General features: G+C 67.2%; 17 protein-coding genes. 10 read left to right on the top strand and 7 right to left on the bottom strand.

Annotation, left to right across the window (positions count from 1 at the left end; genetic code table 11):
- Window positions 1-69: 69 nt before the first annotated feature.
- The 7 genes from ACFOOR_RS07280 to ACFOOR_RS07250 form a co-directional block, all read right to left on the bottom strand.
- Window positions 70-828, bottom strand: a complete 759-nt coding sequence (locus ACFOOR_RS07280; protein ID WP_343164906.1) for an ion transporter — start codon at window positions 826-828, stop codon at window positions 70-72.
- Between the two features lie 30 nt (window positions 829-858).
- Window positions 859-2547 (bottom strand): SulP family inorganic anion transporter, encoded by a 1689-nt coding sequence (locus ACFOOR_RS07275; protein ID WP_380214163.1) that lies wholly within the window; start codon window positions 2545-2547, stop codon window positions 859-861.
- A gap of 34 nt (window positions 2548-2581) precedes the next feature.
- Complete coding sequence (locus tag ACFOOR_RS07270; RefSeq protein WP_343164908.1) at window positions 2582-3832, bottom strand: RNA polymerase sigma factor; 1251 nt, start codon at window positions 3830-3832, stop codon at window positions 2582-2584.
- The gene (locus tag ACFOOR_RS07265) at window positions 3822-4163 is read right to left on the bottom strand and encodes a YciI family protein (RefSeq protein WP_343164909.1); all 342 of its coding nucleotides are present in this window, start codon (window positions 4161-4163) and stop codon (window positions 3822-3824) included. The genes ACFOOR_RS07270 and ACFOOR_RS07265 overlap by 11 nt, the downstream gene beginning before the upstream one ends.
- Before the next feature lie 9 nt (window positions 4164-4172).
- Window positions 4173-4517, bottom strand: coding sequence for a YciI family protein (locus ACFOOR_RS07260; RefSeq protein WP_343164910.1), 345 nt, complete (start codon window positions 4515-4517; stop codon window positions 4173-4175).
- A 98-nt stretch (window positions 4518-4615) separates the two neighbouring features.
- The gene (locus ACFOOR_RS07255) at window positions 4616-6496 is read right to left on the bottom strand and encodes a cation:proton antiporter (protein WP_343164911.1); all 1881 of its coding nucleotides are present in this window, start codon (window positions 6494-6496) and stop codon (window positions 4616-4618) included.
- Window positions 6497-6505: 9 nt separating this feature from the next.
- Window positions 6506-7267, bottom strand: coding sequence for a class I SAM-dependent methyltransferase (locus ACFOOR_RS07250; RefSeq protein WP_343164912.1), 762 nt, complete (start codon window positions 7265-7267; stop codon window positions 6506-6508).
- 47 nt (window positions 7268-7314) lie between these two features.
- On the opposite strand from ACFOOR_RS07250, the gene mutM reads away from it, so the two are divergent.
- The 10 genes from mutM (at window position 7315) to ACFOOR_RS07200 (ending at window position 18898) form a co-directional block, all read left to right on the top strand.
- Window positions 7315-8187, top strand: coding sequence for a bifunctional DNA-formamidopyrimidine glycosylase/DNA-(apurinic or apyrimidinic site) lyase (mutM, locus tag ACFOOR_RS07245; protein WP_343164913.1), 873 nt, complete (start codon window positions 7315-7317; stop codon window positions 8185-8187).
- Window positions 8188-8293: 106 nt separating this feature from the next.
- Entirely contained in the window at window positions 8294-9178 is an 885-nt protein-coding gene (locus ACFOOR_RS07240; protein WP_343164914.1) for a TraB/GumN family protein, read from the top strand.
- 106 nt (window positions 9179-9284) lie between these two features.
- Window positions 9285-10061: an enoyl-CoA hydratase gene (locus tag ACFOOR_RS07235; RefSeq protein WP_343164915.1), complete on the top strand. Its 777-nt coding sequence runs from the start codon at window positions 9285-9287 to the stop codon at window positions 10059-10061.
- A gap of 112 nt (window positions 10062-10173) precedes the next feature.
- A complete protein-coding gene (rpsT, locus tag ACFOOR_RS07230; protein WP_343164916.1) occupies window positions 10174-10440 on the top strand; it encodes a 30S ribosomal protein S20 in 267 nt (88 codons plus the stop codon).
- 376 nt (window positions 10441-10816) lie between these two features.
- Window positions 10817-12232, top strand: a complete 1416-nt coding sequence (gene dnaA / locus ACFOOR_RS07225) for a chromosomal replication initiator protein DnaA (protein WP_343164917.1) — start codon at window positions 10817-10819, stop codon at window positions 12230-12232.
- 188 nt (window positions 12233-12420) lie between these two features.
- On the top strand, window positions 12421-13539 hold the full coding sequence (dnaN, locus tag ACFOOR_RS07220; protein ID WP_343164918.1) for a DNA polymerase III subunit beta: 1119 nt from the start codon (window positions 12421-12423) through the stop codon (window positions 13537-13539).
- A 23-nt stretch (window positions 13540-13562) separates the two neighbouring features.
- The gene (recF, locus tag ACFOOR_RS07215; protein ID WP_343164919.1) at window positions 13563-14690 is read left to right on the top strand and encodes a DNA replication/repair protein RecF; all 1128 of its coding nucleotides are present in this window, start codon (window positions 13563-13565) and stop codon (window positions 14688-14690) included.
- Entirely contained in the window at window positions 14687-15310 is a 624-nt protein-coding gene (locus ACFOOR_RS07210) for a LysE family translocator (protein WP_343164920.1), read from the top strand. The genes recF and ACFOOR_RS07210 overlap by 4 nt, the downstream gene beginning before the upstream one ends.
- A gap of 218 nt (window positions 15311-15528) precedes the next feature.
- Window positions 15529-17958, top strand: a complete 2430-nt coding sequence (gyrB, locus tag ACFOOR_RS07205; RefSeq protein WP_343164921.1) for a DNA topoisomerase (ATP-hydrolyzing) subunit B — start codon at window positions 15529-15531, stop codon at window positions 17956-17958.
- 226 nt (window positions 17959-18184) lie between these two features.
- Window positions 18185-18898: a hypothetical protein gene (locus ACFOOR_RS07200; RefSeq protein WP_343164922.1), complete on the top strand. Its 714-nt coding sequence runs from the start codon at window positions 18185-18187 to the stop codon at window positions 18896-18898.
- Window positions 18899-19016: the final 118 nt, after the last annotated feature.

Below are 19016 nucleotides of genomic sequence, written 5' to 3'. Positions count from 1 at the left end.
GTGGGCTGTTTAGAGGGGATGGAAGCGCCTGACCAGCGCGTCGAACCGACGCGCCGGGGCGGGTATCACCTATCGCCGCGGCCCCAGTCGCTCGGCGAAGGCCGATGCCAGTATGCCTGCGGGCAGGGCGACCAGCCCGACGCCGAGGATGGCAACGAAGCCGGCCGCGATCCGTCCCAGCGTGGTGATCGGATAGACGTCGCCATAGCCCACCGTCGTCAAGGTCGCGACCGCCCACCACAGGGCGCGCGGCACCGAGCCGAAGGCGTCAGGCTGGGCATCGGCCTCGACCACATAGAGCAGGACGGCCGAGGAAAACAGCATGACGCCGGCCATGGCGGCGGTCGCGGCCAGCCGGCGGCCGGCATCGCGGACCGCCTGACCGATCTCGCGGAAGGCCGGGAACATGGCGAACAGCTTCAGAAGACGGAACAGGCGGAAGAGACGGACCCAGCGTGCGGTCGCCCAGACTTCCGGGAAGAGCAGGAGCACGATCAGTTCCGGCAGGAAGGCGAGGAGGTCGAAGACGACCACCCACTGGCGGAAATAGGCGAGCCGCCCGCCCGGACCGGAGAAGGTGCGGTCGGCACCGGCGGCCCAGACCCGGAGCAGGAATTCCGCGCCGAACAGGACCGGAATGACCGCGTCCAGAAGGAGGATGCGCCGCCGCATGTCCGGGTCGAGGCCCGGCTCGGTCTGGACGGCGAGCAGAACCAGCGAGGCAATGATCACCGCAACGACGGCGAAATGCCCCCAGGTGAAATCCTTGCCGCCGGTATAGAGCAGGGCCCAGACCCGGCGTTGCAGCGAGCGTTGCGGTGCGGCCATCATTGTCCCCCGTCGCCAGAGGGTTAGCGATCAGCTGCCGGACTGTCCATCGGCGGCTTCGAACCGCACTGCGGGTTCGCCGATGCCATATCCGGCCAGCACGCTACGCATGGCCGGGGTGGTGCCGCGCAGCACCAGGCCGGTTCCGCGCCGCTGCGAGCGTTCGGCAAGACCGGCGAGCATGTGAGCGCCCGTGGAATCGATCAGCGGCACGTCCGACAGGTCGAGGATCAGCGTTGTCCGGCGTTCGGCGATGCGGTCGAGCACGGCACCGACCGAGGCGGCCGCACCGAAGAAGAGGGTGCCGGTGACCCGATAGACCACAGTGCCGGAATCGCCGGCCTCGTCCGGGCTGTAGGGGGCCAGCCGATCGGCCTGGTCGGTCGCGGCCAGTGGCGGATCGCCGGTGACGGAGGTGGTTTCCGACATGCGGCGGATGAACAGGATCGCGCCGAGCGCGAAGCCCGCCACGATCGCCTCGGCGAGGTCGCGGAACACGGTCAGGCCCAGCGTGACGGCAAAGACGGCAAAATCCCCGGCGGACGTGCGGGCCAGTATCGCGATCGCCCGGTGTTCGATCATGGTCCAGCCGATGACGACAAGCACGCCGGCGAGCGCCGCCAGCGGAATGTAGGCCAGTACGGGTCCGGCCAGGAGAAGAAAGACCAGAAGAAAGGCCGCATGCGCCAAGCCCGCCACCGGGCCGCGCGCGCCGGCACGGACATTGGTTGCGGTCCGGGCGATCGTGCCGGTCACGGGCAGGCCGCCGAACAGAGCCGAGGCAATATTGGCTCCGCCCTGGGCAACGAGCTCGCAATTCGACCGGTGGCGGCGCCCCGTCATGCCGTCTGCCACCGAGGCCGAAAGCAGAGATTCGATCGCGCCCAGCAGGGCAAAGGCGAACGCGTCCGGCAGGACGGCCATGACCCGGTCCTGCGACAGGTCCGGCAGGCGGGGCATGGGCAGGCCACGAGGCAATTCGCCGAACACGCTGACAACCGTCTCGACGGGAAGCCGCAGGACGAAGACGGCGAGGCTGGCCAGCACGATCGCGATCAGCATGCCCGGCCATTTCGGCAGCCAGCGGCGCTGGGCGAGGATGAGCCCGGCCGTGCCCGCGGCAATGGCCAATGCGGGTGTGTTCACCGATGGAAGCGCCTGCCAGAGGAGCGGCAACTTCTCGAGAAGCCCTGCGGGTTCGGGACCGTCGACCACGAGGCCGAGGGCGGGGCGGATCTGGCTGGCCAGGATGATCAGGCCGATTCCGGCGGTGAAGCCGACCGTGACCGGAAACGGGATGTATTTCACATATGTGCCGAAACGCAGAAGGCCGGCTGCGATCAGGATCACACCGGACAAAAGGACGGCAAGCAGCAACCCGTCGAGACCGTGCCGCAAGACGGTCGCCGCGATCAGGACGATAAAGGCTCCGGCCGGCCCGCCGATCTGAAACCGGCTGCCGCCGAGCGCCGAAACGATGAAGCCGCCGATGATCGCGGCATAGAGTCCGCGTTCCGGCGAGACGCCGCACGCCACGGCGATGGCAAGGGACAGCGGCAGGGCGACGATGGCGACGGTCAGTCCGGCAAGAAGATCGGCGCGGAATGCCGCGCTTCCATAGCCCTCACGCAGGACCGTGACGAGTTTGGGTGTGAACAGGTCGGCAAATGAGGGCTTCGACGATTCGGGCACGCAATGTCCCTCCCCGTTTCCCGTCATCGCATATCGGGGACGATCGGAACAATGACCTGCGTCAAAGCATCGCGGCGCGTTTCAGCAGCCAGTCACGCACGGCGGGATCGGCGGTCAGGTCCGCGGCCCGTCGATAGGCGTTCCCGGCCGCTTCCCTTTGCCCGGCTTCGGCCAGCAGGTGTGCCCTCGTCGCCCACCAGGGCTGAAAGTCGCTCACGCGTCCGGGATCGATGCGGTCGAGGGCGGCAAGGCCGGCGTCCGCACGGCCGCTTTCGGCCAGGGCTGCGGCCCGGGCAATCTGCGCACCGAGCGCCGGGGTGACCGTCACCAGGCGGTCGTAGAGCTGGACGATCGCGTCCCAGTCGGCCGATCCGCGGACCATGCGCGCGGCGTGTGCGGACTGGATGGCGGCTTCGAGCGCGAACCGGCCCGGCGGGCCGCATTCGATCGCGCGGCGCAGCGCGGTCTCGGCCTCCGCAATCAGGGAGCGGTCCCAGCGTGAGGTGTCCTGCCGGGACAGCGGAATGAAATCGCCCGCCATGTCGCGCCGCGACGGCTTGCGGGCTTCGCAGTGGAGCATCAGGGCGAGCAGGCCGTGAGCCTCGCCTTCGCCGGGCAGGAGGGCGGATGTCATCCGTCCGAGCGCGATCGCCTCGCGGGCAAAACCGCTGCGGACCCCGTCGAGCCCGGCCGGGTCGTCCCAGCCGGCGGTATAGGCCGCGTAGATGGCGGACAGGACGGCCCCGAGCCGGTCGGGCCAATCCGATCGCCCGGGTTCGCCGAAGCCGGGCCGGGTGGCGCGGATCTTCGCCTTCGCCCGTACCAGGCGCTGGCCCATAGCGGCGGGCGCGGTGAGGAAGGCCGCAGCGATGCGGGCCGCATCGAAGCCGAAGACGGTCTGCAGCATCAGCGGCGTGTGAACGTTCGAGGCAATCGCCGGATGGGCGCAGATGAAGAGCAGTTTCAGGCGTTCGTCGGGGAAGACGCTTGCCTCGGCATTGGCGGTCATCTCGGCTTCCTCGATCTGCCGCACCAGGTCGGGAGCGGCGGTTTCGGCCGTGGCGTTGCGGCGTGCGCGATCCACCAGGCGGCGGCGGGCAACCGCCAGCAGCCAGGCCTCCGGGCGTTCCGGTACGCCGCGCAGCGGCCAGGTTTCGAGCGCCGAAAGAAAGGCGTCGGCCAGTGCGTCCTCGGCGGAGGCGACATCGCGATTGCGCGCAGACAACCAGGCTATGAGCCGGCCATAGGCCGTCCGCGCGGCGGTTTCGGCCGCCGCGCGAGCCTGCCCGGCCTGTGATGGATCAGCCGCCATAGTCCGGGACGGGGCGGACTTCGACCGTTCCGGTCCTGGCCGCGGGACAGCGCTTGGCCCACTCGACCGCCTCGTCCATCGAGGCTGCCTCGATGACGTAGAAACCGCCCAGCTGTTCGCGGGAGTCGGCGAACGGACCGTCCTCGACGGCGGTGCCGCGCACCAGGCGGGCGGTGTGTGCCGCCGAAAGCGGCGCGCCCGAAACCATGGCGCCGGCTTTCGCCAGTGCGTCGGAATAGGCCATGTGTTCGCCAACGATCGCCATCTGTTGGGCTTCGGTCAGGCCAAAGAAGTTTTCCTCGGCCTCGTGCAGCAGGAGCATGAATTGCATGACAGCCTCCTAGGCGCGGTTCGTGGGTTGTACGGGGCGGACTTCAACTGCGCCGTTGGCGGCGGCGGGGCAGCGCGCCGCCCAGTCCATCGCCTCGTCGAGCGTGCCAGCCTCGATCAGGAAGAACCCGCCAAGCTGCTCGCGTGTGTCGGCATAGGGTCCGTCCTCGACAACGCCGTTCTTGAGCGTCGTTCCGGTGTCCGGCCCCTGCAGGCAGGCGCCGCCGACCGTCTTGCCGGCCTCGCTCGCGGCCTGGCTGTAGGCGAACCAGGGGGCCCAGTACTCGTCCTTGCGGTGATCGTCGCGCGCGGCGAAGTCGTCCGGCGTCTCGTAGATCAGGATGGCATACTGCATGTCTGTCCGGTCCTTTCGGTGTGAAATGCCGCACCGGAAATCGATGCGATCACGACAAGGACGTCCGGCAAAGCCCGATTTCGACACGCGGGCCGAAATTATTTCCCGTGCGGGGTGTCGACCGGCTTGTGGGAATGGTTTTCCTCGGCCCGTTCAACCACATCCTTCACCGGCGGACCGAAGCTGACGACGACATCGTCCGGACCGGCATTGACCCGCTCGGCCGTTGTGGAGAAGGCCAGCCGGCCGTTCGTCTTCAGGATGAAGAGCACCTTGGTCTCCGGGTCGCGCGAGGCGAGGAAGTCGTCATAGCCGAACTCCTCGCTGAGGCGCGTGCGCGAGAACACCCAGCCCTCCGCCAGCATGCGCTGCAGCTGGGTGTAGCTCATCCCGTCGCGGAACAGGGTGCGCCCGCCGACGGTGAAGTGCAGCTGGTGGCGCTCGGCGCGCTCGATATCGGCGTGCCCGTCCCCGTCCTGGACTCGAGTCCGGCCGAGCTGGAAGACCTGGCTGCGCCCGACTTCGGGGCCGAGGTCGGTACAGACGAGGGCGTTGTAGGCGTCGTTGTCGGTGGCGGCGATGAGCGCGCCATATTGCGCCATGTCGAGGCGGTGTTCGGCGGCCTCGGAGAGGATCTCGCCGTAATAGATGGGGATGCCGTCGCGCCGTGCCGGTGACAAATGGTTCCAGTTCGCATCGGCAATCAGGACCGGCATTTGCATTTCTGCCGCCTTGCGCGCCAGCGCCGTTGACCAGGGTGATCCGCCGACGATCAGGAGGCCCGGCGGTTCGGCGCGGGTGATGCCCAGCCAGTTGGAAAACGGCCGGATGGTAAAGCCGTGCAGGACGACGGTGACCATCACGATGAGGAAGGCGAGCGGCACCATGCGCCCGGCATCTTCCACGCCGTGTTCGACGAGGCTGGCGGCGAACAGGCCGGAAACCGCGACGGCGACGATGCCGCGTGGGGCGATCCAGGCGCAGAGAATCCGCTCCTTCCAGGTCAGTTTCGAGCCCAGCGTCGTCGACAGGACGACAAGGGGGCGGATAACGAGGAGGAGTGCGCCGAGGAAGAGGAGGTCGCGGACGCCGATCTGCATGATGTCGCCCAGCGTGATCGAGGCGGTGAGCACGATGAACAGGCCGGACACCAGGACGATGGTGATGGTCTCCTTGAACCGGCGCAACTCCTCGAGGCTTGCCAGCCGCGAATTGGCGAAGGCGATACCCATGATGGTGACGGTCAGGAGGCCGGCCTCCTCGAGGACGATATTGGTCGCGCCGAAGGCGATGACGACGGCGGCGAGAATGAGAGGTGCCTTGAGGAATTCGGGGACGAGGCCGCGCACGAAGGCCGCCGCGATCAGCCGGCTCGTCGCCAGGGCGATGATCGTGCCGATGACGATCGCGCCGCCGAGCCGCATGGCGATCTCCAGGAGGCCATCGCCCTGGGCGAGCGAGACGGCACCCTCATAGGCGATGACCGCGAAGATCGCGCCGATCGGATCGACGATGATGGCTTCCCAGCGCAGCAGTGAGGCGGGCCGGCGCGGCAGGCGCGCGGTTCTCAGAAGCGGCATGATCACGGTCGGGCCGGTGACCACCATGATGCCGGAAATGACGGCGGAGGTTTCCACCGACAGGCCGGCGAGGTTGTGAGCCGCCAGGAAGCCGAGCCCCCAGGTCAGGGGGGCACCGATGATGATCATCCGGCGGACGGCGGCGGACGTTTCGCGGATCTCGGCGAAATTCAGCGTCAACCCGCCCTCGAAGAGGATGATGGCGACGGCGATGGAAATCATCGGCTTGAGGAAGACACCGAACGTCTCGTCGGGTGCGATCAGCCCGGTCGCCGGGCCGACGAGGAAGCCCGCCAGCAGGAGGAAGACGATGGCGGGGGTCTGGGTGCGCCAGGCCAGCCACTGGGCCGCGATGCCGAGCAGCGCGATCAGCGCCAGGGCCAGAACCGGATCACTCATGCGTGTGTCCTAGAGCCGCCAGCCGGAATGAAGCGCCGCGATGCCGCCGGAATAATTGGTGACCGAGACGCGGTCGAAACCGGCGGCTTTCAGCTCGTCGGCGAAGGCATCCTGCGGCGGGAAGCGGCGGATGGATTCGACGAGATACTGGTAGCTGTCCCGGTCCTTCGCGACCGCCTCTCCGATGCGCGGAATCGCGTTGAACGACCAGGCGTCATAGATTCGTTCCAGCGCCTTCGTGGTCGGGCGCGAGAATTCGAGACACAGGAAACGCCCGCCGGTCTTCAGCACCCGGCGCATGTCCTTCAGCGCGGCGTCGCGGTTGGTCACATTGCGGATGCCGAAGGCGATGGTCACGCAATCGGCGATGGCGTCGGGCAGGGGCAGGCATTCGGCGTCGCCCGTCACCCATTGCAGGCGGTCGTCCGTGCCGCGCTTGAGGCCGGCGACCAGCATCTGCTCGTTGATGTCGGTGACGATGGCGCGGGCCGGTTCGCCGCCGCGGCGCTTGCGCACGCGCTCGGCGCGGTCGACGAAGGCGCGGGCGAGATCGCCTGTCCCGCCGGCCACATCGACCAGGGTCTGGCCGGGGCGCGGATTGGCCTCGGTGATCACCATGTCCTTCCAGACCCGGTGAATGCCGAGGCTCATCAGGTCGTTCATCACATCATAGCGGCGCGCGGAGCGGTCGAAGACGCCGCGCACGAGGCCGGCCTTTTCCTCGCGCGGAACCTCGCGGAAGCCGAAGGAAGCGGTGTCGGAAGCGTTCATGGCGCGCACCATAGGCGAGCGGGGGGAAGCGGGCTAGAAGCCTTTCCATGCCAGAGCTACCCGAAGTCGAAACCGTCCGAAGGGGTCTGATCCCGGCCATGGAAGGCCGGGTGATCGCGCGCGCCGAAATCCGGCGGCCCGATCTGCGCTTTCCTTTCCCGGACCGCTTCCGCGAGCGCCTGGAAGGCCAGACGATCGAGGCGCTGGAACGGCGGGCGAAATACCTGCTGGCGCGGCTGTGCTCCGGTGAGACCCTGCTGATGCATCTCGGGATGAGCGGCCGGTTCACCATCCATTGGCCGGAGGAAGGGGGCGGGGATTCACCGGGGGATTTCCATCATGCCGCCGGTGGGCTCGAGAAGCATGATCATGTGATCTTCGCGATGAGCGGCGGCATCTTCGTCATCTTCAATGATGCGAGACGCTTCGGATTCATGACGCTTTTCCCGACCGAGGGCGGAGAGGACGCCTCGCCCTTCCTGTCCGGTCTCGGTCCGGAACCGCTCGGGAATGAATTTTCGCCAGCCCATCTCGATGCCGTGCTCGCCGGGAAACGGACCCCGGTCAAGGCGGCGCTGCTTGACCAGCGCGTCGTGGCGGGTCTGGGGAATATCTATGTCTGCGAGGCGCTGTGGCGGGCCGGGATATCCCCGCGCCGGATGGCGGCGACCATCCCCGGCGCGCGGTCGGCGCGGCTGGTCCCGGCGATCCGGGACATCCTGAACGAGGCGATCGCCGCTGGCGGCACGACGCTGCGCGACTTCAAGGCGGCGGACGGGACGCTGGGTTATTTCCAGCACAGCTTCGCGGCCTATGGCCGGGAGGGTGAGCCCTGCCGCAAAGCGGACTGCGGCGGCATTGTTTCACGCCTCGTTCAGGCGGGACGGTCGACCTTCTTCTGCCCGGGCTGCCAGCGATAGGGACTCGCGCGTGGCGGGTCCCGCTGGACGAGCCGTGTCCGGGACGCCAGTCTCCGGCGCGAACCGAAACCCCAACACCCGATCTATCGAGAAGGGACTTTCCCAAATGTCTGCATTCGCAAGCTTCAAGACCTGGATTGCCGGCAGTGTCGCCGCGCTGGCACTGACCGCGCCGGCGCTGGCCGATCCGAGCCTGTGGCACCTCTCCGATGAAGACAGCGACATCTACATCTTCGGCACGGTGCATATCCTGCGCCCCGACGTGGAATGGCGCGCGCCGGCCGTGATGGCGGCGTTCGAAAGCGCCGACACGGTCTGGTTCGAGGCCCCGGTCAATGACCCGGCCGAGCAGGCGAACATGATGCCGCTGCTGCAGCGCTATGGCCTCAACCCGCCGGAGCGTCCGCTGTCGTCGCAGATTTCCGACGAGGCGAATGCGGCGCTGGCCGAACTCTCGCCTCTGCTCGGCACCTCGCCGGCCGCGCTGGAGCCGCTGCGCCCGTGGCTCGCCTCGGTCCAGATCACGGTCGGCTATGCCGTCATCGAAGGCTTCGACCCGACCTCCGGCGTCGAGGCCCAGCTGTGGCCCGAGGCGGTCGGCGCGGGCAAGGACTTGCAGTATTTCGAGACCGTCGAGGAGCAGCTGCAATTCTTCGCCAATCTCGATCGCGAGATCGAGGTCGAGCTTCTGGAGCAGACGCTGGCCCAGATCGACGAGGCGCCGGACACGCTGGACGGGCTGGTCACGGCCTGGGCGAATGGCGACCAGGCGACGATCGACCGGCTGATGAATGGTGATTTCCGCGACGATTCCCCGGAGGTCTATGACGTGCTGATTGCGCAGCGCAATGCGCACTGGGCCGATGTCGTGGAAGACATGATGGCCGGGTCGGGCACGGTGTTCATCGCCGTGGGTGCGGGCCATCTGCCGGGTGAAGGCGGCCTGATCGACCTGCTTGAAGACCGCGGCTTCACCGTCACCCAGGAATAGCCGCTCCACGGAAAGTGAAGGGCGCGGGTCTCGACCCGCGCCCGGCACTGCGTTATAGCGCCGCCCCTGATGCGGGGGCTGGCCCCCGGCAAGTTGGAGAGCCTCCATGGCCTACAAGATGATCCAGGTGAAGACCGAGGGCCGTGTCGGCGTGATCACGCTCGACCGGGCCGAGGCGCTGAACGCGCTGTGCGACACGCTGACGACGGAGCTGGCCGAAGCGCTGGCGGCGTTCGAAGCCAACAGCGATGTCGGCTGCGTGGTCCTGACCGGATCGAAGAAGGCCTTTGCCGCCGGCGCCGACATCAAGGAATTGCAGAGCAAGGACTTCGTCGGCCTCTATACCAACGATCCGTTCGAGAAGACCTGGGAATCGGTGGCCCGCTTCCGCAAGCCGATCATCGCGGCGGTGTCCGGCTATGCGCTGGGCGGGGGCTGCGAGATTGCCATGATGTGCGATTTCATCATCGCCTCGGAAACCGCCAAGTTCGGCCAGCCGGAAATCAATCTCGGCGTGATGCCGGGATCGGGCGGTACGCAGCGGCTGCCGCGTGCCGTGGGCAAGGCCAAGGCGATGGATCTGTGCCTGACCGGCCGGATGATGGACGCCGAGGAGGCCGAGCGCGCCGGTCTCGTCTCCCGCGTGGTTCCGGTCGATGATCTGATGGACGTGGCGATGGAGGCGGCGGAGTCGATCGCTGCGAAATCGCTGCCGATCGCGATGATGACGAAGGAAGCGATCAACCGCTCGTTCGAAATCGGCCTGACCGAAGGCATTCGCTGGGAGCGCCGTGTGTTCCAGTCGCAATTCACCACGGAAGACCAGAAGGAAGGCATGGCGGCCTTCGCGGAAAAGCGTGCCGCCCACTTCAAGCACAAGTAAGCTGCGGCCCGCCTCTCGGGCCTGTTGACGCAGACAGGCGGCGGGGCTATACGCCCCGCCTCGGTTTTGACCGCCGCGACCGCGCGGCGACAGACATACGGACAGATGACGCATGGCCAATACGGCTTCCGCCAAAAAGATGGTTCGCAAGCTTGCGCGCCGCACCGCGATCAACCGCTCGCGCCGTTCCCGCGTCCGCACCTTCCTGAAGAAGGTCGAGACCGCCATCACCGCCGGCGATCAGGGCAATGCCCGCGCCGCGCTGACGAAGGCGGAGTCGGAAATGATGCGCGCGGTTCAAAAGGGCGTGTTCCACAAGAACACCGCCTCGCGCAAAGTGTCGCGCCTGAGCGCCCGCGTGAAGGCGATGGCGAGCTGATCTTCAGCGCCTGACTTCGCGGCAGTTTCGAGAAACCCGTGACGATTCCGTCACGGGTTTTTTCGTGCCCGCAGGGGCCGATTCCGGCCCCGCTTGCGGCAACTGCAATTCGTAAAAAAAGTGTAAAATCGCAAACCTTGATCCGTTCACGCATTTTCGTCTGTCAAGCGAAGAATCTCGGAAAATGCCGACAGAGTCATATTGACGGTGAGGGGTCCGAGGTTAGTCTAGGGGCATCAGGACGATCTTCTCCATGCGGACGAAAATCCGGTCGGGCGGCGATGCATAACGCGTTTCGCCCGGGGAGATATTTATGATCTGAATTCAAATGCATAGCCCGATCCAGAGGCTAAATAAAAAGACGTTGGGGGCTTCGGTGTCGAAACAGGAAATTATCACGGGGGCGACCGGAATTCCGGCCGGCAATTCCAATATTTCGGAGATCTGGCGCGAAGTCCGTTCGCGCCTCAGGCGCGAGTATGGCGCGGCCCTGTTTTCGGCGGAAATGGCACGTTTGCGCGTGCGCATGACCGCCGACGGCAAGATCGAGGTCGTGGCGCCGAACGCCTTTTCGCGGGCCTGGGTCGAGGATCATGCCGGCGCCCGTCTCCAGGCCCTCTGGAGCGCGCTGGACGTCCGCAAGCGCCCCTTGTCGGTGATCAGCGAGGACGAAGCGGCGATGCGTGCGCCTGCGGCCCCGGCCGTCGAGGCCGAGCCTGCCCGTCCGGGCGGCGATGCCGCTGCCGAGGTCCGCACCGTCCGCCGTCCGGCCGAACGCTTCACCTTCGACACCTTCATGGTCGGCCCGTCGAATGAAGTCGCCTGCGCCGCGGCACGTTCCGTGGTCAATGGCTCTCCGTCGCCGTTCAATCCGGCCTTCTTCTATGGCGATTACGGATCCGGGAAGACGCACCTGCTCAATGCGATCGCGCATTCCGTCGAGCTGGGGCCGTCGCGGCGCAAGGCGCTCTACCTGACGGCGGAAGAGTTTCTCCAGGGCTTCGTCTCGGCGATGCGGGCGAAGGACACGTTCGCGTTCAAGGACATGGTCCGCAAGGTCGATGTCCTGCTGATCGACGACGTGCATTTCATCGCCGGCAAGCCGAAGACCGAGGACGAATTCCTGCACACCGTCGCGTCGCTGGTGGCGGACGGGCGGCAGGTCGTGCTGGCCTCGCACTGCCCGCCAAGCGAATTGCCGGTGATCGACCAGCGCCTGGCGTCGCTGCTGCGCGGCGGATTTGCCTGCGAGCTGTCGCGGCCCGATCTCGACCTGCGGCGCAAGATCCTCGATTGCAAGATTGCCCAGGCGCGCGGACACTATCCCGCATTGACGGTCGCCGAAGGCATTCGCGATTTCCTGGCCGCCCGGGTCACGTCCGGCGCGCGCGATCTCGAGGGCGTGCTCAACAACATCATCGCGCGCACGGCGCTGCTTGACCGCCCGGTGACGATGGAGGTGGTCGAGGCCGCGCTGCGCGAGCTGTCGATCCCTGGCGAGCGGCGCATCACGGTCGACGACATCCAGAAGATCGTGGCCGCCCGCTACGGCGTGAAGGTCGCCGACATCCAGTCGAAGCGCCGCACCAAGACGGTGGTGCGCCCGCGCCATGTCGCCATGTATCTCGCCAAGACGCTGACCACCCGCTCCCTGCCCGATATCGGCCGGCGGTTCGGTGGCCGCGACCACTCCACGGTCATCCACGCGGTCAACAAGGTCATCGCGATGATCGATGCCGGCGACCCGGTGAAGGACGAGATCGAGGCGCTCACCCGGGACATTCGCGGCTGACGCCGGACGGCCTTGCCCCGCCGCGTTGGACTTCGGGTCTTGCGGCGGGGCGAATTGCGGTGTGTTCTTCTCCTCTTCGCGAGCCGATTCCCCGCTGTTAGGGTGTATTCCCGACGCGCGGCCCGGCCGCCTCACATTCTCCGCCCGCCGCCTTCCGGCGACAGGCCCCAGCCAGACGATTGACCGCCATGAAGCTGACCATCGAGCGCTCCGCCCTCCTCAAGGCCCTCGGCCATGTGCAGGCCGTAGTCGAGCGCCGGAACACGATCCCGATCCTGTCCAACGTGCTGATCACGGCGGGGCCGGACGGGGCCAGTTTCGCGGCGACCGATCTCGATATCGAGATCCAGGAAAGCGTTCCCGCACGGGTCGATCGGGAAGGCATGGCGACCGCCCCGGCGCATACGCTCTACGAGATTGCCCGGAAACTGCCCGAAGGCGCCGACGTGACGCTGGAACTGTCCGGCGACGATCCGCGGATCAGCCTGAAGGCCGGCCGGTCGAGCTTCTCGCTGCCCTGCCTGCCGCCGGGCGATTTCCCGATGATGCCGACGGAGGATCTCGCGACCCGCTTCACCATCGAGGCGAAGGCGCTGGCGCGGCTGATCGACAAGACGCGGTTCGCGATCTCCACCGAGGAGACGCGCTATTATCTCAACGGTATCCATCTGCACGCCGCCGACAGCGATGGCCGCGCGACGCTGCGCGCCGTGGCGACGGACGGGGTGCGCCTGGCGCTGTCGGAAACCGATCTGCCCGACGGTGCGGCCGGCATGCCGGCCGTGATCGTGCCGCGCAAGACGGTGCAGGAGGCGCGCCGGCTGCTGGAGGATTCCGATGACGAGATCGATGTCTCGGTGTCGGAAGGCAAGATCCGCTTCCATCTCGGCAAGGCGGTGCTGACCTCGAAGCTGATCGATGGCGCCTTCCCGGACTATGAGCGCGTCATTCCGCGCGACAATCCCAAGGCGATGACGGTCGAGAACAAGCGCTTCGCGGAAGCCGTGGACCGGGTGGCGACGATCTCGATCGAGAAGTCGCGCTCGGTGAAGCTGTCGCTCGATGACGGCATGCTGACGCTGGCGGTAAACAATCCGGAATCCGGCCAGGCCTCGGAAGAGATGCCGGTCGAGTTCGGCGAGGGGTCGTTCACCATCGGCTTCAATGCCCGCTACGTGCTCGACGTGGCCGGCCAGATCGAGGGCAATGAGGCGCAATTCCACTTTGCCGACCCGGCCTCGCCGACGCTCGTGACCGACAGCGGCGATCCCGATGCGCTCTACGTGCTGATGCCGCTGCGCGTCTGATGCCGGCGCGGGTCCGCGCCAGGATGTCCGTTACACGTCTTCACCGCCTGCGTCTCACCGATTTCCGGGGCTATGGCGCGCTCGACCTCGATCCGGGGCCGGGGGCGAATGTGTTCTTCGGGCCGAACGGGGCCGGCAAGACCAATATTCTCGAAGCCATCTCCTTTCTTGCGCCCGGCAAGGGGCTGCGGGGCGCGGAAACCGAGGAGGTGATGCGTCACGATGCGTCCGGTCATGCCGGAGCCTGGGCGGTCTATGCCGAAGGCGAGGGGGCGGACGGTGAGGTGACGCTGGCGGCGGGCGCCCGCGCCGGCACGCGGCGCGAGACCCGGCTCGATGGCGCGCCGGCGACACGGTCGGCGCTCGCCCGCGCCTTCCCGATGCTCGCCCTGCAGCCGGAGGAAGACCGGCTGTTCGCCGGGCCGCGCGCCGATCGCCTCAAATTTCTCGACAAGCTGATCGCGGCGTCCCATGCCGGTCATGGCGAGGCGCTGCTGGCCTATGACAAGCTGCGCGCGCGGCGCCAGCGCCTGCTCGACGAGGGGCGGGCCGATCCGGCCTGGCTCGACGCGCTGGAAAGCGACATGGCGGGCCATGGCGTGGCGATCGCGGCGGCCCGGCTTGATGCGCTGGCGCGGCTGCAGGCGGAAATCGACGCCGCACCGGACAGCGCCTTTCCGAAGGCGGAACTGGCACTCGAGGGCGAGACCGAGGCCGACCTGGCGCGCGGCCTTCTGGCCGGAGATGCCGAGGACGCGCTGAAGGACCGGCTGCACGAGGGCCGCAACCGCGATGCCGCCTCGGGCCGGACGCTGTCACGGGGCCCGCACCGCACCGATCTAACCGCGCGTCACCGCGACAAGGACCGGCCGGCGGGGGAATGCTCGACCGGCGAGCAGAAGGCGCTGGTCGTGCGTCTTGCCCTGTCGCATGCCGCGGTGCTGCAGCGGGCCGTCGGGGCGGTGCCGCTGCTGCTGCTCGACGAGGCCTGCGCGCATCTCGACGCGCAGCGCCGGGCGGGCCTGGCCGAGGCGATCGCCGATCTCGGGGCGCAGGCCTTCCTGACCGGGGTGGAGCGCGGCCTGTTCGACGGTTTTGGCGGCGAGACGCGCTTCTTCGCGGTTGACGCCGGAGAGGTGACGCCGGGATGACGCTTGCCTCCTACGCCTCCTTTGCGGGCTTTCTCTTCGTGCTCTTCTTCACGCCGGGACCCGGCAATGTCGCCATGGTGGCGCGCACACTCGACGCCGGACCGGTGCACGGCTTCGTCTATGGCGGCGGCATCATCACCGGCGACATCTTCTGGATCACGGTGGCGATCACCGGGCTGACGGCGCTGCAGTCGCAGCTGGGGCCGTCGGTGTGGATCGTGAAGCTGGTCGGGGCGGGCGTGCTGTTGTGGTTCGCCTGGAAGGCCTTCCAGTCTTTCCGCAATCCCGAGACGCCGGAAAAGATCCGGGGCACGACATCCCGGCTCGGCTATCTCGCCACCTACGCGGCAGGCGTGGCGATGCCGCTGACCAATCCGAAACCGATTGTCTTCTACCTGTCGATCCTGCCGGCCTTCTTCGATCTCTCCCGGGTCGATCTGACCGCCTATCTGATCATGGTGGCGATCATGCTGGCGATGTATGCGCTGACCGCCGCCGTGCATGTCGGCCTCGCCGACCGGGCGCGCGGATGGCTGAAGGCGCGCGGCTTCAAGCGCTGGGCGGATGCGGTGACGGGGGTGGTGATGGTCGCCGTCGCGGTCGTTCTGGTGGTGCGGTAAGTCGCTGCTCCATTTCCCTCCCCTCAAGGGGGAGGGCGGGTGCATCATTTGCACCCGAATCAAGGCGGGAAACCGGGTGATTTTTACGCCTGTGTGACACCCGGTTTGAGCGAGTCCGGGTACTGCCCCGCAAGTCACTGATTCCATTAGGTTTACAGCGCCGTGAAACTGCACGCCGAAATTGGCCTTCCGACCCCGATTCGGCTAGAGTGCGCGGCATGAGCGACACACCGAATCCCGAGAATTCACAGGACTATGGCGCTGGCTCGATCAAGGTCCTCAAGGGCCTCGACGCGGTGCGCAAACGCCCCGGCATGTATATCGGTGACACCGATGACGGGTCGGGTCTGCACCACATGGTCTACGAGGTCGTCGACAACGCGATCGACGAGGCGCTGGCGGGCCATGCCGACAAGGTGACGGTGACGCTGCATGCCGACGGATCGGCGAGCGTGTCGGACAATGGCCGCGGCATCCCGGTGGACCTGCACGAGGGCGAGGGCGTCTCGGCGGCGCAGGTCATCATGACCCAGCTGCACGCCGGGGGTAAGTTCGACCAGAATTCCTACAAGGTCTCGGGCGGTCTGCACGGCGTCGGCGTGTCGGTCGTGAACGCGCTGTCGGAATGGCTGGACCTGACGATCTGGCGGGGCGGCAAAGAGCACAGGATGCGCTTCCGCATGGGCGATGCGGAAAACGGCAAGGACCTCGAAGTCACCGGCGAGGCCGGCATTGACGAGAAGGGCCGGCCCAATCGCGGCACGCTGGTGCGCTTCATGCCGTCGGAGACGATCTTCTCCAACATCGAGTTCAAGCGCGACACGCTGATCCACCGGCTGCGCGAGCTGGCCTTCCTCAATTCGGGTGTGCGCATCGTGTTCCGCGACGAGCGCACGCCGGAGGCGTATGAGGAAGTGCTGCAATATGAGGGCGGTGTGGCCGCCTTCGTGCAGCATCTCGACCGCAACAAGACGCCGCTCTTCACCCCGCCCGTGCTGGTCACCGGCGAGCGCGAAGGCGTCTCGGTCGAGGCAGCGCTGGAATGGAATGACAGCTATCACGAGGCGGTTCTCTGCTTCACGAACAACATCCCGCAGCGCGATGGCGGCACCCATTTGGCCGGCTTCCGCGGCGCGCTGACCCGGGTGATCAACAATTACGCGGCAACGTCGGGGCTGGCGGCGAAGTCGAAGGTGGCGATCACCGGCGATGATGCGCGCGAAGGCCTGACCTGCGTGCTGTCGGTGAAGGTGCCGGACCCGAAATTCTCGTCCCAGACCAAGGACAAGCTGGTGTCGTCGGAAGTCCGCCCGGCGGTCGAAGGCACGGTCTACGAAAAACTCGCCGAATGGTTCGAGGAGCATCCGGCCGAGGCCAGGGCCATCGTCGGCAAGATCGTCGAGGCCGCGGCCGCCCGCGAGGCGGCGCGCAAGGCGCGCGAACTGACGCGGCGCAAGTCGGCGCTCGACATCACCTCGCTGCCCGGCAAGCTGGCCGACTGTCAGGAGAAGGATCCGGCGAAGTCCGAACTGTTCATCGTCGAGGGCGATTCCGCCGGCGGGTCCGCGAAACAGGGCCGCAACCGGGAAAACCAGGCCGTGCTGCCGCTACGCGGCAAGATCCTGAACGTCGAGCGCGCGCGTTTCGACAAGATGCTCGGCTCGGACCAGGTCGGCACGCTGATCACCGCGCTCGGGACCGGAATCGGCCGCGACCAGATCGACTACAACAAGCTGCGCTATCACAAGGTCATCATCATGACCGACGCCGATGTCGACGGCGCGCACATCCGCACGCTGCTGCTGACCTTCTTCTACCGGCAGATGCCGGAGCTGATCGAGCGCGGCCATCTCTATATCGCGCAGCCGCCGCTCTACAAGGTCGAGCGCGGCCGGTCGGAACGCTACATGAAGGACCAGGCGGAGATGGATCTCTCGCTGCTCGAAGAGGGCAGCGGGGAGGCGACGCTGACCCTCGCCGACGGCAGTGTCATCGCCGGGCCGGACCTGCTGGAGCGGGTCAAGACGGCGCGGCTGGTGAAGCTGGCGGTCGAGCGCCTGATGGCGCGTGCGCCGGGCTTCGCGATCGAGGCCGCGGCGATGGCCGGGGCGCTGGCTCCCGACGCCGACGGCCATGTCGAGAAGGCGGCGGCGCTGCTCAACCTCACCGCAGACGAGGGCGAGGACAACTGGACCGGCCGCGTGTCGGACGAGGGCGGGCTGGTGTTCCAGCGCGAGGTGCGCGGCGTGACCGAGAAGGTCGTGCTCGACGAGGCGCTGCGCGTCTCGCCCGACGCCAAGCGCCTGACCGAGCGGGCCTCCGATCTCGCCAGCGACTATCAGGGCGCGGCGGTGTTCGCGGGCAAGCTGGGCGAGGTGCGGGTGTTCACGCCGACCGGCCTGGTCGATGCCGTGCTCGCGGCTGGCGCCAAGGGGATGAAGATCCAGCGCTACAAGGGTCTGGGTGAGATGAACCCCAGCCAGCTGTGGGAGACCACGCTCGACCCGAATGCGCGTTCCTTGCTCCGGGTGAAGGTCGAGGAACTCGACGGGGCGGACGAGCTGTTCTCGCGCCTGATGGGCGATCTCGTCGAACCGCGCCGCGACTTCATCGTCGCCAATGCGCTCGACGCGGAGATTGATGCTTAAACTCATCATTCCGGCGAACGCCGGAATCCAGATTCCAGGCGCGACCGGATCCCGACTTTCGTCGGGATGACGGTCACACGTGATTTCACGGGATCCCCGCCTTCGCGGGGATAGCGGCATCCCCGAAGGGATGCCTTACAAAAACCTCACACCCCGTTCAGTTCACAGACTCGCCTGAAAGGGGTATGAGCCCCGCTCCGCCTCTCCCCGAGCGAAGGACAGATCCATGCCGCACCTCTTCACGCCGCCGGTCCGCGACGAGGCCGCGCCGCCGCTGTTCAACACGCGGCGCATCGCGCTGGCCTTTGCCGGCCTCGCCGCGCTGGTCATGTCGCCCTTCGCCGCGCTGGCGATGACCCAGACGCAGGAAATGATGTTCGACCGGCCGCTGCTGCTAGCGCAGGCGCCCGAAGACCGGGTCTCCGACCTGCTCTCCGCCGACCGGCATATCCTGGTGGTGCGCCATGCGCGCAAGCAATCCGAGGACTGCAATGCGATCGAGTGTCCGCTCGGTGAACCGGGTCAGGCGATGGTCGCCGTGCTTTCCACGCTGATCGGCGACCGGCCGGTTGACGCGGCCTATGCCAGCGCGGCCTGCCGCACGGCGGCGACGGCAGAAGCCGGCGGCGCCTGGGTGATGATGCACCGCGCGGGAGACGATTACCCGCTCGCCTGCGGCGGCGGGACGGTCGACCGGACCCGCGCCGAGGCGATCAATGATGCGCGCGAAAGCCTGAACCGCTGGACGCTGGCCGCCGAGCATTCCAACACGGTCTGCCTGTGGGTGACGAGCTTTGCGGGTGAAGTCGCCGCGTCGGAGGCCGGATGCAGCGCCGAAGGTTCGGTCGGATCCGAAGCCTATGGCGATATCTACTGGCTCTACCGGGTTGGCGGGCAATGGCATGCGGTGACACTGCCAGGCGTGTTCGACGCGGAATAGAATGGGTATCCGCCCTCCCCCTTGAGGGGAGGGCCGGGAGGCTGCGCGTCAGCCAGCCGACCGGGGTGGGGGTGTCTTGATCGCCCGCTCACCCCACCCCGCTCCCGTCTTCCTGACG

The organism is Hyphobacterium vulgare (assembly GCF_042643335.1).
In the GTDB taxonomy this organism is placed as follows: Bacteria; Pseudomonadota; Alphaproteobacteria; order Caulobacterales; family Maricaulaceae; genus Hyphobacterium; species Hyphobacterium vulgare.
Note: the sequence above shows the minus strand (reverse complement) of the source record. Positions and strands in the feature narration are given on the sequence as shown.